Source organism: Streptomyces sp. NPDC058685, from assembly GCF_042714725.1.
In the GTDB taxonomy this organism is placed as follows: Bacteria; Actinomycetota; Actinomycetes; order Streptomycetales; family Streptomycetaceae; genus Streptomyces.
Map to the genome: position 1 here is coordinate 84,884 of NZ_JBHXSL010000025.1, position 16,303 is coordinate 101,186.

At 70.1% G+C, this 16,303-nt stretch carries 14 protein-coding genes; all 14 read left to right on the plus strand.

The features are described from left to right. The first annotated feature begins 1 nt into the window (after nucleotide 1). The 14 genes from ACFWU3_RS21020 (at nucleotide 2) to ACFWU3_RS21085 (ending at nucleotide 16,195) form a co-directional block, all read left to right on the plus strand. Complete coding sequence (locus tag ACFWU3_RS21020) at nucleotides 2-1,936, plus strand: peptidoglycan D,D-transpeptidase FtsI family protein (RefSeq protein ID WP_384439524.1); 1,935 nt, start codon at nucleotides 2-4, stop codon at nucleotides 1,934-1,936. A gap of 99 nt (nucleotides 1,937-2,035) precedes the next feature. Further along, complete coding sequence (locus ACFWU3_RS21025) at nucleotides 2,036-3,661, plus strand: UDP-N-acetylmuramoyl-L-alanyl-D-glutamate--2,6-diaminopimelate ligase (RefSeq protein ID WP_384439527.1); 1,626 nt, start codon at nucleotides 2,036-2,038, stop codon at nucleotides 3,659-3,661. Beyond that, nucleotides 3,658-5,097 (plus strand): UDP-N-acetylmuramoyl-tripeptide--D-alanyl-D-alanine ligase, encoded by a 1,440-nt coding sequence (gene murF / locus ACFWU3_RS21030; RefSeq protein ID WP_384439529.1) that lies wholly within the window; start codon nucleotides 3,658-3,660, stop codon nucleotides 5,095-5,097. Before ACFWU3_RS21025 ends, murF begins: the two co-directional genes overlap by 4 nt. Then, entirely contained in the window at nucleotides 5,094-6,164 is a 1,071-nt protein-coding gene (gene mraY / locus ACFWU3_RS21035; RefSeq protein ID WP_313946867.1) for a phospho-N-acetylmuramoyl-pentapeptide-transferase, read from the plus strand. Before murF ends, mraY begins: the two co-directional genes overlap by 4 nt. Next, nucleotides 6,161-7,579 (plus strand): UDP-N-acetylmuramoyl-L-alanine--D-glutamate ligase, encoded by a 1,419-nt coding sequence (gene murD, locus ACFWU3_RS21040; protein WP_384439533.1) that lies wholly within the window; start codon nucleotides 6,161-6,163, stop codon nucleotides 7,577-7,579. The genes mraY and murD overlap by 4 nt, the downstream gene beginning before the upstream one ends. Before the next feature lie 90 nt (nucleotides 7,580-7,669). Continuing rightward, nucleotides 7,670-9,046 (plus strand): putative lipid II flippase FtsW, encoded by a 1,377-nt coding sequence (gene ftsW / locus ACFWU3_RS21045; protein ID WP_384439536.1) that lies wholly within the window; start codon nucleotides 7,670-7,672, stop codon nucleotides 9,044-9,046. A 6-nt stretch (nucleotides 9,047-9,052) separates the two neighbouring features. Beyond that, nucleotides 9,053-10,147, plus strand: coding sequence for an undecaprenyldiphospho-muramoylpentapeptide beta-N-acetylglucosaminyltransferase (murG, locus tag ACFWU3_RS21050; protein WP_352210753.1), 1,095 nt, complete (start codon nucleotides 9,053-9,055; stop codon nucleotides 10,145-10,147). A 54-nt stretch (nucleotides 10,148-10,201) separates the two neighbouring features. Next, nucleotides 10,202-11,005 carry a cell division protein FtsQ/DivIB gene (locus ACFWU3_RS21055; RefSeq protein ID WP_384439540.1) on the plus strand — a complete coding sequence of 268 codons (804 nt, stop codon included), beginning with the start codon at nucleotides 10,202-10,204 and terminating at the stop codon, nucleotides 11,003-11,005. Nucleotides 11,006-11,281: 276 nt separating this feature from the next. Further along, complete coding sequence (gene ftsZ, locus ACFWU3_RS21060) at nucleotides 11,282-12,478, plus strand: cell division protein FtsZ (RefSeq protein ID WP_384439542.1); 1,197 nt, start codon at nucleotides 11,282-11,284, stop codon at nucleotides 12,476-12,478. Continuing rightward, a complete protein-coding gene (gene pgeF, locus ACFWU3_RS21065; protein WP_384439545.1) occupies nucleotides 12,475-13,224 on the plus strand; it encodes a peptidoglycan editing factor PgeF in 750 nt (249 codons plus the stop codon). The genes ftsZ and pgeF overlap by 4 nt, the downstream gene beginning before the upstream one ends. Continuing rightward, the gene (locus ACFWU3_RS21070) at nucleotides 13,221-13,940 is read left to right on the plus strand and encodes a YggS family pyridoxal phosphate-dependent enzyme (protein ID WP_384439548.1); all 720 of its coding nucleotides are present in this window, start codon (nucleotides 13,221-13,223) and stop codon (nucleotides 13,938-13,940) included. Before pgeF ends, ACFWU3_RS21070 begins: the two co-directional genes overlap by 4 nt. A gap of 124 nt (nucleotides 13,941-14,064) precedes the next feature. Next, complete coding sequence (locus tag ACFWU3_RS21075; protein ID WP_313946875.1) at nucleotides 14,065-14,670, plus strand: cell division protein SepF; 606 nt, start codon at nucleotides 14,065-14,067, stop codon at nucleotides 14,668-14,670. 67 nt (nucleotides 14,671-14,737) lie between these two features. Further along, a complete protein-coding gene (locus ACFWU3_RS21080) occupies nucleotides 14,738-15,028 on the plus strand; it encodes a YggT family protein (protein WP_384439551.1) in 291 nt (96 codons plus the stop codon). Between the two features lie 54 nt (nucleotides 15,029-15,082). Next, the gene (locus ACFWU3_RS21085) at nucleotides 15,083-16,195 is read left to right on the plus strand and encodes a DivIVA domain-containing protein (RefSeq protein ID WP_327684736.1); all 1,113 of its coding nucleotides are present in this window, start codon (nucleotides 15,083-15,085) and stop codon (nucleotides 16,193-16,195) included. Nucleotides 16,196-16,303 lie beyond the last annotated feature (108 nt).

The window sequence follows — 16,303 nt, forward strand, 5'->3', positions numbered from 1 at the left end:
AGTGCCTCCTCAGCAACCACCGCGCCGCCGGGTGCCAGGGCCTTCCCGGCGGCCGTCCGTACGCCCCCGGCAGCGCCCGGCCAAGCCCGGCCCGAGCGCCATCCGGCTCGGCAGCCCGCGCCCCCGGCTGCGGCTGGTCAGCCTCGGACTGACCCTGGTGATGCTGGCCTTCGTCGTCCGCCTTCTCCAGGTGCAGGCGGTCGACGCGAGCGCGTATGCGGCCAAGGCGGAGAAGAATCGCTACCTCAGCCATGTGCTCGCCGCCGAGCGCGGAGAGATCACCGACCGGGCCGGAGTCGCGCTCGCCACGAGCGTCGACGCGTACGACATCACGGCCGACCCGAAGATGTTCACGCCCGAGGACAGCAAGTCGCCCAACGCGCCCGAACAGGCCGCCGGACTGCTCGCGCCGATCCTCGGCAAGGACGCCAACGAGCTCGCCAAGAAGCTGAGGACACCCAAGTCCCGCTACACGGTGCTGGCCCGCCGCCAGACCCCCCAGGTCTGGAACCAGATCAAGGACCTCAAGGGCGTCTTCGCCGAGAAGGCCAGGGCCGACAAGGCCAAGGGCGGGCCGGGAGGCAATGTGCTCGGCGGCGTGTTCCAGGAGCCGAGCAGCCGACGCGTCTACCCCAACGGTGATCTCGCCGCCGGGATACTGGGTTATGTCAACGCCGACGGCCACGGCGGCGGCGGTATCGAGTCCATGCTCGACAAGCCCCTCGCCGGCGAGGACGGAAAGATCACCTACGCCCAGTCCGGCGGCCGGCGCGTGCCCACCGCGGGCGGTACCCACGAGACCCCGGCCGTGCCCGGCTCGGACATCGAGCTGACCATCGACCGCGACATCCAGTGGGCGGCCCAGCGCGCCATCAGCGAGCAGGTCAGGAAGTCCGCGGCGGACCGCGGCTACGTGATAGTGCAGGACACCCAGACCGGCGAGGTCCTCGCCATGGCGAACGCGCCGGGCTTCGACCCCAACGACCTGTCCGAGGCCAACTCGGCCGCCATGGGCAACGCGGCCCTCCAGGACGCGTACGAGCCCGGCTCCACCGCGAAGGTCATGTCCATGGCCGCCGTGCTGGAGGAGGAGGCGGCCGTCCCCGGCACGCATGTCGTCGTGCCCAACCGGCTGCACCGCGGGGACCGGCTCTTCAAGGACGACATCGACCACCCGACCTGGTACCTCACGCTCAACGGCGTGCTCGCCAAGTCCAGCAACATCGGCACCATCCTGGCGACCGGGCAGCTCGGCAAGACGCAGGCGCAGTCCAACCGCGTCCTCCACTCCTATCTGCGGAGGTTCGGACTGGGCAGCCCCAGCGGACTGAACTACCCGGGGGAGACGCCCGGCATCCTCGCGCCTCCCGCCAAGTGGTCGACCTCGCAGCAGTACACGATCCCCTTCGGCCAGGGACTCTCGATCAACGCCATGCAGGCCGCGTCCGTCTACTCGACCATCGCCAACGGCGGCGTCCGTGTGGAGCCGACGATGGTCCGCGGCACCAAGGGCCCCGACGGGCGCTTCACCCCGGCTCCGGCACCCAAGAAGACCCGCGTCGTCAGCGAGAAGACCGCCAAGACGCTCGCGACCATGCTGGAGTCGGTCGTCGGCAACGAGGAGGGCACCGGCACCAAGGCCCGTATCCCCGGCTACCGGGTCGCGGGCAAGACGGGCACCGCCAACCGCGTCGACCCGGAAACCGGCCGCTACCGCGGCTACACCGCCTCCTTCGCCGGCTTCGCCCCCGCCGACAAGCCCAGAATCACGGTCTACTGCGCCATCCAGAACCCCACGAAGGGCAGCTATTTCGGCGGCCAGATCTGCGGCCCGATCTACCAGCAGGTCATGGAGTTCGCGCTGAAGACGCTCCAGGTGGCGCCGACCGGCAACGAACCCGCCCGGCTGCCCGTCTCCTTCCAGCCCGGCGAATGACCGGAGGAACCACCCGTGACAACGCCCTCATCGCACCGTGCTGCTCGCGGCACCCCCTCATTTAGCCCCGGACAGGGTGCGCCCGGTACGCTCACCGCCGTGCCACACGCTGATCAGTCCCGAACCACCCCGCAGGACGCCACCGCGAAACAGCCGGGAGCGCCCCGTCCGGACCGGCTCCACCCGACACCCCTCGGGGAGCTGGCTTCCCGGCTGGGGGTGAAGAGCCCCGAAGGGCATCCGGCGGACGTCACGGGCATCACGCACGACTCGCGTGCCGTACGCCCCGGTGACGTGTACGCCGCCCTGCCCGGCGCCCGCTTCCACGGCGCCGACTTCGCGGCCCAGGCCGCCGATCTGGGCGCCGCCGCGATCCTCACGGACCCGGCCGGCGCCGAGCGCGCGGAGCAGACCGGTCTGCCGGTCCTCGTCACCGACGACCCCCGGGCCCGGATGGGCGAGCTCGCCACCGAGATCTACGGACACCCCGGCAGCGACCTGCTCCAGATCGGCATCACGGGCACGTCCGGCAAGACGACCTCGGCCTACCTCGTCGAGGGCGGCCTGCGGGCGGCCGGCCGCAGCACGGGCCTGATCGGCACCGTCGAGATGCGCATCGGCGACGAGCGCATCAAGTCCGAACGCACCACCCCCGAGGCCACCGACCTCCAGGCGCTGTTCGCGGTCATGCGCGAGCGCGGTGTCGAGGCCGTCGCCATGGAGGTCTCCAGCCACGCCCTCGTGCTCGGCCGGGTCGACGGCTGCGTCTTCGACGTCGCCGTCTTCAACAACCTGAGCCCCGAGCACATGGAATTCCACTCCGACATGGAGGACTACTTCCAGGCGAAGGCGCAGCTCTTCACACCCCTGCGCAGCAGGACGGGCGTCGTGAACTTCGACGACGAGTACGGCCGCAGGCTGATCAAGGAGGCGTCCGTACCGGTCACCACCTTCTCCGCCGAGGGCCACCCGGACGCCGACTGGCGCGCCGAGGACGTCGAGATCAGCGCGGTCGGCTCGGTCTTCACGGTGGTGGGCCCGGCCGGCGAGCGGATCCGTGCCGAGGCCCCGCTGCCGGGACCGTTCAACGTGGCCAACACCCTGGCCGCCGTCGTCACCCTCGCCGTCGCCGGCATCGACCCGCAGACCGCCGCGGACGGCATCGCCGCCGTGCCCGGTGTGCCGGGCCGTCTGGAGCGCGTGGACGAGGGCCAGCCGTATCTCGCCGTGGTCGACTACGCCCACAAGACCGACGCGGTCGAGTCCGTGCTGCGCTCCCTGCGCAAGGTCACCGAGGGCAATGTGCACATCGTGCTCGGCTGCGGCGGAGACCGGGACAAGACCAAACGCGGTCCGATGGGCGCCGCGGCCGCCCGTCTCGCCGACACCGCCGTACTGACCTCCGACAACCCGCGCTCCGAGGATCCCCTGGCGATTCTCGCCGCCATGCTGGTCGGCGCCGCCGAGGTGCCGATCCACGAGCGCGGCGACGTCCTGATCGAGGCCGACCGGGCCGCGGCCATCGCGCTGGCCGTCAGCCGCGCCCAGCCCGGCGACACCGTGCTGATCGCGGGCAAGGGCCACGAGCAGGGCCAGGACATCGCCGGAGTCGTCCGCGCCTTCGACGACCGCGAGGTCCTGCGCGAAGCCATCCGCGCCACCCTTCCCGCGGGTTCGTCCCGCGAGGGCGGGCCGGAACGAGAGCACCCGGGGATGACCAAGTGATCGCTCTCTCCCTCGCCGAGATCGCCGAAATCGTCGGCGGGCAGCCGCACGACATACCGGATCCGGCGGTGCGGATCACCGGTCCCGTCGTCATCGACTCCCGTCAGGTGGGGCCCGGCGCACTGTTCGCCGCCTTCGCCGGCGAGCGGGTCGACGGCCACGACTACGCCGAGCGGGCCGTCGGCGCAGGTGCCGCGGCCGTCCTGGCCACCCGCCCCGTCGGCGTAGCCGCGATCATCGTGCCCGACGTCACCGCCGCTCTGGGCGCGCTCGCGCGCCACGTCGTCGAACGCCTCGGCACCACGACCGTCGCGCTCACCGGCTCCGCCGGCAAGACGAGCACCAAGGACCTGATCGCCCAACTCCTGGAGCGCAAGGGCCCGACCGTCTACCCCGCGGGCAATCTCAACAACGAGATCGGCCTGCCCCTGACCGCCCTGCGGGCCGACGAAGGCACCCAGCACCTCGTCCTCGAAATGGGCGCCCGCTACATCGGCGACATCCGCTACCTCACCGGCCTGGTGCCGCCGAAGGTCGGGCTCGTACTGAACGTGGGCTCGGCCCACATCGGCGAGTTCGGGGGCCGCGAGCAGATCGCCCAGGCCAAGGGCGAGATCATCGAGAACCTTCCGCCCGCCGACGCGGGCGGCGTGGCCGTGCTCAACGCCGACGATCCGCTGGTGCGGGCCATGGCCCCCCGGACGAAGGCACGGGTGGTCTTCTTCGGAGAGGCCGAGAGCGCCGACATCCGTGCCGAGAATGTCCGGCTCACCCACCAAGGTCGGCCCGCCTTCACGCTCCATACCCCCACCGGGTGCAGTGACGTGACCATGCGGCTGTACGGTGAGCACCACGTGTCGAACGCGCTTGCCGCGGCCGCCGTCGCCCATGAGCTGGGCATGCCCGTCGACGAGATCGCACTCGCGCTCTCCGAGGCCGGCACCCTCTCCCGCTGGCGCATGGAGGTCACTGAGCGACCGGACGGCGTGACGATCGTCAACGACGCCTACAACGCGAACCCCGAGTCCATGAAGGCCGCGCTGCGCGCGCTGGCCGCCATGGGCGGAGCAGCACAGGCACAGGGGGGAAGGACGTGGGCGGTGCTCGGTCAGATGGCCGAGCTCGGAGACGAAGCGCTCGCCGAGCACGACGCCGTCGGACGGCTCGCCGTCCGGCTCAACGTCAGCAAGCTTGTCGCAGTCGGGGGCAGGGAAGCGTCCTGGCTTCAGCTGGGCGCATATAACGAGGGTTCGTGGGGTGAGGAGTCGGTGCACGTGTCCGACGCGCAGGCGGCGATCGATCTGTTGCGCAGTGAACTGCGTCCGGGAGACGTCGTGCTGGTGAAGGCTTCCAGGTCGGTCGGTCTCGAACTGGTCGCCCAGGCACTGCTGGAGAACGCGGCAGGATCCTCGGATGGGCAGGGTGCCGTCCGATGAGGCAGATCCTCTTCGCGGGAGCCATCGGGCTCTTTCTGACGCTCATCGGTACACCCCTGCTGATCAAACTGCTGGCCCGCAAGGGATACGGACAGTTCATCCGGGACGACGGTCCGCGCAGCCACGGCAGCAAGAAGGGCACGCCCACCATGGGCGGCATCTCCTTCATCCTGGCTACGCTGATCGCGTACGCCCTGGCCAAGGTGATCACCGGCGAGGACCCGACCTTCTCGGGTGTGCTGGTGCTCTTCCTGATGGCGGGCATGGGTCTCGTCGGCTTCCTGGACGACTACATCAAGATCGTCAAGCAGCGTTCGCTCGGTCTGCGCGCCAAGGCGAAGATGGCCGGCCAGCTGATCGTCGGTATCGCCTTCGCCGTGCTCTCGCTCCAGTTCGCGGACACCCGCAACAACACCCCCGCCTCCACCAAGCTGTCGTTCATCACGGACTTCGGCTGGTCGATCGGGCCCGTGCTGTTCGTGGTCTGGGCGCTGTTCATGATTCTCGCGATGTCGAACGGCGTGAACCTGACGGACGGTCTGGACGGCCTGGCCACCGGCGCGTCCGTGATGGTCTTCGGCGCGTACACCTTCATCGGTCTCTGGCAGTTCCAGGAGTCCTGCGCCAACGCGGTGACGCTGACCAACCCCAGTGCCTGCTTCGAGGTACGCGATCCACTCGACCTCGCCGTGGTCGCCTCCGCCCTGATGGGCGCCTGCTTCGGCTTCCTGTGGTGGAACACCTCGCCCGCCAAGATCTTCATGGGCGACACCGGCTCGCTGGCCCTCGGCGGCGCCCTCGCGGGTCTGGCGATCTGCTCCCGCACGGAGCTCCTGCTCGCCCTTCTCGGCGGACTGTTCGTCCTGATCACCATGTCCGTGGTCATCCAGGTCGGCTCGTTCCGCATGACCGGCAAGCGCGTCTTCCGGATGGCTCCGCTTCAGCACCACTTCGAACTCAAGGGGTGGTCCGAGGTCCTTGTCGTGGTGCGCTTCTGGATCATCCAGGGCATGTGCGTCATCGTCGGCCTCGGTCTCTTCTACGCGGGCTGGGCGGCCGACAAGTGAGCACGCCCGACTGGCAGGGCAAGCGCGTCACCGTCGCCGGTCTGGGGGTCTCCGGGATCCCCGCGGCGAAGGTGCTGCACGGTCTCGGAGCCGTGGTGACGGTCGTCAACGACGGGGACGACGAGCGTTCCCGTACGCAGGCGGCCGAGCTGGAGGCGCAGGGCATCACCGTGCGCCTCGGCGACGGGGCGACCCTGCCCGAGGGCACCGAACTGATCGTCACCGCGCCCGGCTGGCAGCCCGACAAGCCGCTCTTCCAGGCCGCCGCCGCGGCCGGTGTGGAGATCTGGGGAGACGTCGAACTCGCCTGGCGTCTGCGCGGCCGGGACGCGGCTCCCTGGCTCGCGGTCACCGGCACCAACGGCAAGACCACGACCGTGCGGATGCTCGCCTCGATCCTGGAAGCCGCCGGACTGAGGACCGCCGCCGTCGGCAACATCGGTGTCTCGCTCCTCGACGCGGTCGCGGGTGACGAGACGTACGACGTCCTCGCCGTCGAACTCTCCAGCTACCAGCTGCACTGGGCGCCGTCGCTGCGTGCGCACTCCGCCGTCGTGCTCAACCTGGCGCCGGACCACATCGACTGGCACGGCTCCATGGAGGCGTACGCCGCCGACAAGGGGCGCGTCTACGAGGGCAACACCGTGGCCTGCGTCTACAACGTCGCCGACAAGGCGACCGAGGACCTGGTGCGCGAGGCGGACGTCGAGGAGGGCTGCCGGGCGATCGGCTTCACCCTCGGAACGCCCGGACCCTCCCAACTCGGCGTCGTGGAAGGCCTGCTGGTCGACCGCGCCTTCGTCGACAACCGGCAGCAGCAGGCGCAGGAGCTCGCCGAGGTCGCCGATGTGAACCCGCCGGCGCCGCACAACATCGCCAACGCCCTTGCGGCCGCGGCGCTGGCTCGTGCGTACGGCGTCCCCGCGGCCGCGGTGCGCGACGGACTGCGCGCCTTCCGGCCCGACCCGCACCGCATCGAGAAGGTCGCCGACGTCGACTCGGTCGCGTACATCGACGACTCCAAGGCGACCAACACCCATGCCGCGGAAGCGTCCCTGGCCTCCTACGACCCGATCGTGTGGATCGCGGGCGGGCTGGCGAAGGGCGCGACCTTCGACGAACTCGTCGAGAAGTCGGCAAAGCGACTGCGCGGAGTCGTACTTGTCGGAGCGGACCGTGCGCTCATCCGGGAAGCCCTCGCGCGACACGCCCCCGAGGTCCCGGTCGTCGACCTCGACCGGACAGACACTGGGGCGATGTCGGCGGCGGTCCGGGAGGCGGCGCAGCTCGCCCGGCCGGGGGACACGGTTCTCCTGGCCCCGGCCTGTGCCTCGATGGACATGTTCGCCAACTACAACAAGCGAGGCGAGGCGTTCGCGGACGCGGTCCGCGCACTCGCCGCCGAGCGCGCCTGACCGGCCCGACCTCCGCGCCGTGCCGTGCCTCCCGGGAGACCTCCCGGGAGGCTCGCAGCGCGTCAGGCACGACTGGAGGGGACAGCGACCATGCCGGCCGACGACACCGCCCCCGCCGCGCGGAGCGCGGCCCGCAGCAGGGCGGGCGTCGCCCTGCGCGGCGGGACCGACAGGGCGCGCCGCCCCGTCGCCGCCAGAGCCCCCCGACCGGGCACTCCCCGGGCCCCGGGCGGCAACGGCGTCCGGCGGCTGTACGAACAGGCACGCAAGGCCTGGGACCGGCCGCTGACCGCGTACTACCTGATCCTCGGCAGCGCCCTGCTGATCACCGTGCTCGGCCTGGTGATGGTCTACTCCGCCTCGATGATCAAGGCGCTGGAGCTCTCGCTGCCCGCCTCGTACTTCTTCCGCAAGCAGTTCCTCGCCGCCGTCATCGGTACCGGGCTGCTGCTGCTCGCCTCCCGGATGCCGTCCAAGCTGCACCGGGCGCTGGCCTATCCGCTGCTGATGGGCACCGTCTTCCTGATGGTGCTCGTCCAGATCCCCGGGATAGGGCATGCGGTCAACGGCAACCAGAACTGGATCTACCTTGGCGGTCCCTTCCAGCTCCAGCCCAGTGAGTTCGGCAAGCTGGCGCTGATCCTGTGGGGGGCCGACCTGCTCGCCCGCAAGCAGGACAAGCGGCTGCTCACCCAGTGGAAGCACATGCTCGTGCCGCTCGTCCCGGTCGCCTTCATACTGCTCGGCCTGATCATGCTCGGCGGCGACATGGGCACGGCGATCATCCTCACCGCGATCCTCTTCGGCCTGCTGTGGCTGGCCGGGGCGCCCACGCGGCTGTTCGCCGGAGTGCTGGGCGTCGCCGGATTCGTCGGCCTCATGCTGATCCGCACCAATGAGAACCGCATGTCACGGCTCTCCTGCATCGGGGCGATCGACCTCGGACCCCAGGGCGAGTGCTGGCAGGCCGTGCACGGGATCTATGCTCTTGCCTCCGGCGGATGGTTCGGATCCGGCCTCGGTGCAAGTGTGGAGAAATGGGGCCAACTCCCCGAACCGCACACGGACTTCATCTTCGCCATCGCCGGGGAGGAACTGGGCCTGGCGGGGACGCTGTCGGTGCTCGCTCTGTTCGCGGCTCTAGGCTATGCGGGTATCCGCGTTGCCGGACGCACGGAGGAACCCTTCGTGAGGTACGCGGCGGGAGGTGTGACCACCTGGATCACGGCGCAGGCCGTGGTCAACATCGGTGCGGTGCTCGGTCTGCTGCCGATCGCCGGTGTCCCGCTCCCGCTGTTCTCCTACGGAGGGTCGGCTCTGCTGCCGTCCATGTTCGCTGTGGGGCTGCTGATCGCCTTCGCGCGGGAGGATCCCGCCGCGAAGGCGGCTCTGGCCGTGCGGAGGCCAGGGGTGAGATGGAAGACGATGAGACGGCGCGTCAAGAGGCGTCCGTCCGGAGAGCGGTGAATTTCGGTGCATGTCGTACTCGCCGGTGGGGGGACCGCCGGCCACATCGAGCCGGCGCTCGCCCTCGCGGATGCCCTGCGCAGGCAGGACCCGACCATGGGGATCACGGCCCTCGGCACGGAGCGCGGACTAGAGACCAGGCTCGTGCCCGAGCGGGGCTATGAGCTGGCGCTCATCCCCGCCGTGCCGCTGCCGCGCAAGCCCACGGCGGAGCTGATCACCGTCCCCGGGCGTCTGCGCGGCACCATCAAGGCCGCCGAGCAGGTCCTGGAGCGCACCAAGGCGGACTGCGTCGTCGGCTTCGGCGGTTATGTGGCCCTGCCCGCGTATCTGGCCGCCAAGCGGCTCGGTGTCCCGATCGTGGTCCACGAGGCCAACGCCCGGCCCGGCCTGGCCAACAAGATCGGCTCCCGGTACGCCGCGGGCGTCGCCGTCGCCACGCCCGACAGCAAGCTGCGCGGCGCCCGCTACATCGGCATCCCCCTGCGCTACTCGATCGCGACCCTCGACCGCGCCCGGGTACGCCCCGAGGCGCGCGCCGCGTTCGGTCTCGACCCCAATCTGCCGACCCTGCTGGTCTCCGGCGGCTCGCAGGGCGCCCGCCGCCTCAACGAGGTCGTCCAGCAGATCGCCCCCGTCCTCCAGCGCTCCGGCATCCAGATCCTCCACGCCGTCGGCCCGAAGAACGAACTGCCGCGCGTGGACAACATGCCCGGAATGCCGCCCTACATCCCGGTACCGTACGTGGACCGGATGGACCTCGCGTACGCCGCGGCCGACATGATGCTCTGCCGCGCGGGCGCGATGACCGTCGCCGAACTCTCCGCCGTCGGGCTCCCCGCCGCGTACGTACCGCTGCCGATCGGCAACGGCGAACAGCGGCTCAACGCCCAGCCCGTGGTGAAGGCCGGCGGCGGGCTGCTGGTCGACGACGCGGAACTGACCCCCGAGTGGGTCCAGGGCAATGTCCTTCCGGTACTGGCCGATCCGCACCGGCTGTACGAGATGTCCCGTGCAGCCGCCGAGTTCGGCCGCAGGGACGCCGACGACCTCCTTGTCGGCATGGTGTACGAGGCGATGGCGGCACGCCGGCAGGCGTGAGGCCGCGCCGGCCCGGGACAACCCCCGGGCCCCAGCCGGAAGGAGACCGGGAGCGTGGCCGGACCGACCACCGCCGAGCGCGGTGCACGCAGGCCCTGGAAGTCCAAGGGCGAGACGTCCGGCCCGCCCCCGGCCCGCCGCCGCAGGCGCCGGCTGCGCCTGAGCGGCCGGGCTCTGCTGCTCGCCCTCGCCGCCGTCCTGTTCGCCGGCGGCGGGGTCTGGGCGCTCTACGGGTCCGATCTGCTGCGCGTGGAGCAGGTGAAGGCGTCGGGCACGGATGTCCTTTCGCCGGACGAGGTGATCGCGGCGGCGGACGTCCCGATGGGCTCGCCGCTGATTTCCGTCGACACGGGCGGCATTGAAGCCAGGCTGTTGAAGCGACTTCCGCGGATCGACTCGGTCGAGGTGTCCCGTTCGTGGCCCGACGGGGTCTCGGTGAAGGTGACCGAACGAAAGCCCGTCCTGCTCATGGCGAAGGGCGAGCAGTTCGTCGAAGTGGACGCGAAGGGCGTTCGGTTCGCCACGGTCGACAAGGCTCCCAAGGCCGTTCCCATGCTGCAATTGACGCCCGAGCGGTCGCCGAGTCTGCGCCGGTTCGGGACCGCTCGGCTTGTCGCCGAGGCGGTGCGCGTCAGAAGCGAAGTCCCCGGAAAAGTCGCCACGGACACCCGGACCGTTGTAGTGCGCTCATACGACTACATCTCCCTGGAGTTGAGTCGCGACCGCACGGTGGTGTGGGGGAGCTCCGCGGACGGCCAGGCGAAGGCGCGTGCGCTCACCGCGCTGATGAAAGCCGCGCCGTCGGCCCGGCACTTCGACGTGAGTGCGCCCACCGCCCCTGCGGCGTCGGGGAGTTGACGCACATTTGCGCTGGCCAGCACCCTGGTTGGTCATCGCAACGGCTGATCACATAGGGTGAAAAGAAAAACGGGAGGTTCGGCGTGTTCATTGAACGTGCGCCACTTGTCGACTTAGTGTCCTGTTCGGAAGAGTCCAGCGAACGGACACACTGGTAACCCTAAACTTCAACGTTAGGGTTTGGGTCGGCGTTTCGGACCGTCCCATCGGCATCCGTCGTCGCGGCACGAGAACCGCGCCGTGACGACACGTAACTCGAGGCGAGAGGCCTTCGACGTGGCAGCACCGCAGAACTACCTCGCAGTCATCAAGGTCATCGGTGTCGGCGGCGGTGGTGTCAATGCCATCAACCGAATGATCGAGGTCGGTCTCAAGGGCGTCGAGTTCATCGCGATCAACACAGACGCACAGGCTCTGTTGATGAGCGACGCCGACGTCAAGCTCGACGTCGGCCGTGAACTCACCCGCGGCCTCGGCGCCGGGGCCAATCCGGCAGTCGGTCGCAAGGCGGCAGAGGACCACCGTGAGGAGATCGAGGAGGTCCTCAAGGGGGCCGACATGGTCTTCGTCACCGCAGGCGAAGGCGGCGGCACCGGCACCGGCGGCGCACCCGTCGTCGCCAACATCGCACGCTCGCTCGGCGCCCTCACGATCGGTGTGGTCACCCGCCCGTTCACGTTCGAGGGACGCCGCCGCGCGAACCAGGCGGAGGACGGCATCGCCGAGCTCCGCGAAGAGGTCGACACCCTCATCGTCATCCCCAACGACCGGCTGCTGTCCATCTCGGACCGTCAGGTCAGCGTGCTGGACGCGTTCAAGTCCGCGGACCAGGTGCTGCTTTCGGGTGTCCAGGGCATCACCGACCTCATCACCACCCCGGGTCTGATCAACCTCGACTTCGCCGACGTCAAGTCCGTGATGTCCGAGGCGGGCTCGGCGCTCATGGGCATCGGCTCGGCCCGCGGCGACGACCGCGCGGTGGCCGCGGCCGAGATGGCGATCTCCTCGCCGCTGCTCGAGGCGTCCATCGACGGCGCCCGCGGCGTGCTGCTCTCCATCTCCGGCGGCTCGGACCTCGGTCTCTTCGAGATCAACGAGGCCGCGCAGCTGGTGAGCGAGGCCGCCCACCCCGAGGCCAACATCATCTTCGGTGCGGTGATCGACGACGCGCTCGGCGACGAGGTCCGGGTCACGGTCATCGCGGCGGGCTTCGACGGCGGCCAGCCGCCGACCAAGCGCGACAACGTCCTCGGCTCGGCCTCGAACAAGCGCGAGGAGCCGCCCGCCACCCCGGCGCGCGGTACCGAGTCGCCCCGGTCCTCCGGACTGGGCAGTGTCCCGGTCCGCGAGGAGTCCGAGCCCGTCCCGGTCGCCAACGACCTGTCGTCGCCGTCCTCCCCGCAGGTCCCGCCGGCCCGTCCGTACCCGGACACCCAGGCCGAAGAGCTGGATGTACCGGACTTCTTGAAGTGACCGTGCGGCACGACGCGATACACGCGAGCGGCGCCCACTTCGCCTTCACCGACAGGTGGGGCGGGGTGAGCGCCGTTCCGTACGAGGAGCTCAACCTCGGCGGCGCGGTCGGTGACGACCCCGCCGCCGTTCTGGCGAACCGGGCGGCCGCCGCCGAGGAGCTGGGGCTGGACCCGGACGCGGTCGTCTGGATGAACCAGGTCCACGGCAAGGACGTCGCCGTGGTCGACGGTCCGTGGGGGGACGCGCCGGTTCCGCGCGTCGACGGCGTGGTCACCGCCCGTCGCGGCCTCGCCCTCGCCGTCCTGACCGCGGACTGCACTCCGGTCCTGCTCGCCGACCCGGTCGCGGGTGTGGTGGGGGCCGCGCATGCCGGCCGTCCCGGGATGGTCGCGGGGATCGTGCCCGCCACCGTGGCGGCGATGACATCGCTGGGCGCGGTGCCGGAGCGGATCGTGGCCCGTACGGGGCCGGCGGTCTGCGGACGGTGCTACGAGGTGCCCGAGCAGATGCGCGCCGAGGTGGCGGCGGCCGAACCGGCCGCCTGGTCGGAGACGAGCTGGGGGACCCCGGCCGTCGATGTGACCGCCGGAGTGCACGCCCAGCTCGAAGCCCTCGGTGTCGCCGACCGGCAGGCGTCCGGATTCTGCACACTGGAATCGCGGGACCACTTCTCGTACCGCCGCGACCGCACCACCGGGCGGCTCGCCGGATATGTCTGGCTGGCTGGAGTGACAGACGCATGACCGACCGCAGAAACGAACTCGCGACCAATCTGGCGGCAGTGGAGGAACGTATCTCCTCTGCCTGCGCGGCCGCCGGCCGCAAGCGGGAGGAGGTGACGCTCATCGTCGTCACCAAGACCTACCCCGCCAGTGATGTGCGCCTGCTCCACGAACTCGGGGTCCGGCATATGGCTGAGAACCGTGACCAGGACGCGGCCCCCAAGGCCGAGGCCTGCTCGGATCTGGACCTCAGCTGGCACTTCGTCGGTCAGTTGCAGACGAACAAGGTCCGTTCTGTTGCGAGTTATGCCGATGTGGTGCAGTCGGTCGACCGGCTCAAGCTGGTCGGCGCGCTCTCGTCGGCAGCCGTGAAGGCGGAGCGCGAGCTCGGCTGTCTGATCCAGGTCGCGCTGGACGCCGACGCGGGGACCCGGGGCGACCGGGGCGGCGTCGCGCCCGACGGGATCGAGGAGTTGGCGGCCGCGGTCGCCGAGGCACCAGGGTTGCGGCTCGACGGACTCATGACCGTCGCGCCGCTGGCCGGACCGTTCGCGGGACGGCAACGGGCGGCATTCGAGCGGATGATGGAATTCTCATCCAGCCTGCGCGTCGGGCATCCGGCTGCGAACATGGTGTCAGCAGGGATGAGTGCGGATCTCGAAGAGGCGGTGGCGGCCGGAGCGACACATGTACGCGTCGGCACCGCGGTACTCGGAGTCCGACCCCGGCTCGGGTAACGTCGCGAAGCAAGTCGGACCACAGCAGAAAATATGGTCATTCCCGCCACATAGCGGGCAGGCCGAGTGGATCGCGGGCACTTGGTGACGAGGCCGATCCACCACAGAGCGGAGGACTCAGAGAATGGCCGGCGCGATGCGCAAGATGGCGGTCTACCTCGGCCTCGTGGAGGACGATGGGTACGACGGCCGGGGTTTTGATCCCGACGACGACTTCGAACCCGAGCCGGAGCCCGAGCGGGAGCACCGGCGGCACCAACCCCCGCACCAGGTGGAGCGGGAGGAGCCGGTGCGGGCAGTTCAGCCCCCGGCGCAGCGCGAGCCGGTTCCGCTTCCCGCTGAAAGTGGACGTCCGGCACGAATTGCCCCCGTGGCATCCATCACACCTGAACGTCCGAGCCTGGAGAAGAACGCACCGGTGATCATGCCCAAGGTTGTGTCCGAGCGGGAGCCCTACCGCATCACCACTCTTCACCCGCGGACCTACAACGAGGCCCGTACCATCGGGGAACACTTCCGCGAGGGCACCCCGGTGATCATGAATCTCACGGAGATGGACGACACTGATGCGAAGCGACTTGTCGACTTTGCCGCGGGACTCGTCTTCGGCCTCCATGGCAGCATTGAGCGAGTGACGCAGAAGGTGTTCCTGTTGTCGCCTGCTAACGTCGATGTCACGGCGGAGGACAAGGCCCGCATCGCAGAGGGCGGGTTCTTCAACCAGAGCTGAGAAACGACACGGGAACGACCCGGCCGCGAGGCCGGAGCGAGAGAGCCAGGGGAGAGGGAAGCGCGGGATGGGCGTCGCACTACAGGTGATCTACATCGTGCTGATGTGCTTCCTCATCGTGCTGATTTTCCGGCTGGTCATGGACTACGTCTTCCAGTTCGCCCGCTCATGGCAACCCGGCAAGGCGATGGTGGTCGTTCTGGAGGCCACCTACACTGTCACCGATCCACCGCTCAAGCTTCTGCGGCGGTTCATTCCGCCGCTGCGTCTCGGGGGCGTGGCACTCGACCTGTCCTTCTTCGTTCTGATGATCATCGTCTACATCCTGATCTCCCTCGTGAACAGCGTGGGGAATTGATGTGAGCGATACGGTCTTGCCGACTGCCGACGACTACGTAGAGGTGAAGAAGAGATGCCGCTGACTCCCGAGGACGTGCGGAACAAGCAGTTCACGACCGTCCGCCTTCGAGAAGGCTATGACGAGGACGAGGTCGATGCCTTCCTCGACGAGGTCGAGTCCGAGCTGACCCGCCTGCTCCGCGAGAACGAGGACCTGCGCGCCAAGCTGGCCGCGGCGACCCGTGCGGCGGCGCAGAACCAGCAGCAGCAGGGCATGCGCAAGCCGCCGGAGCAGCAGGACGGCCGAGGCCCCGGTGCCCCGGTGCCCGCCGCCATATCCGGACCGCCGGTCCAGCAGCAGCCTCCGCAGATGGGTCCGCCCCAGCTGCCCGGTGGCGCTCCGCAGCTTCCGGCCGGCCCCAGCCACGGCGGCCCGCAGGGCCAGCACGGCCCCGGCCCCATGCAGGGTGGTCCCATGCAGGGCGGCCCCATGGGCGGTCCGATGCAGGGTGGCCCCATGGGCGGCCCGATGGGTCACGGCCCGCAGATGGGTCAGCCCGGTCAGGGCCCCGGCGGCGACAGCGCCGCCCGTGTCCTCTCGCTGGCCCAGCAGACCGCCGACCAGGCGATCGCGGAGGCCCGTTCCGAGGCCAACAAGATCGTCGGCGAGGCTCGTTCGCGCGCCGAGGGCCTGGAGCGGGACGCCCGCGCCAAGGCGGACGCGCTCGAGCGGGACGCGCAGGAGAAGCACCGCGTCGCGATGGGCTCGCTGGAGTCGGCCCGCGCCACGCTGGAGCGCAAGGTCGAGGACCTGCGAGGCTTCGAGCGTGAGTACCGTACGCGTCTGAAGTCCTACCTGGAGTCGCAGCTGCGTCAGCTGGAGACCCAGGCTGACGACTCGCTGGCTCCGCCGCGGACCCCTGCGGCCGCGTCGCTGCCGCCGTCCCCGTCGATGGCTTCGGCCGGCGCGGGTTCGATGGGTCACACCATGGGTGGCAACCCGTCCATGGGCCAGTCGATGGGCGGCAACCCGTCGATGGGCGGTCCGCCCTCGTACGGTGGCCAGCAGCAGATGTCCCCGGCGATGACCCAGCCGATGGCACCGGTACGGCCGCAGGCGCCGCAGCCGATGCAGCAGGCACCGTCGCCGATGCGGGGCTTCCTGATCGACGAGGACGACAACTGACGGGCGGTCGCGCGAAGCGCGCGTAGCCGTCGGCAGGCTGAGGGCCCGGGGCCCGGCCCAAAGCCCGGCCCCCCCCAGGGTTGTTGGGGGGGTGTGTAGGCCCCCGGG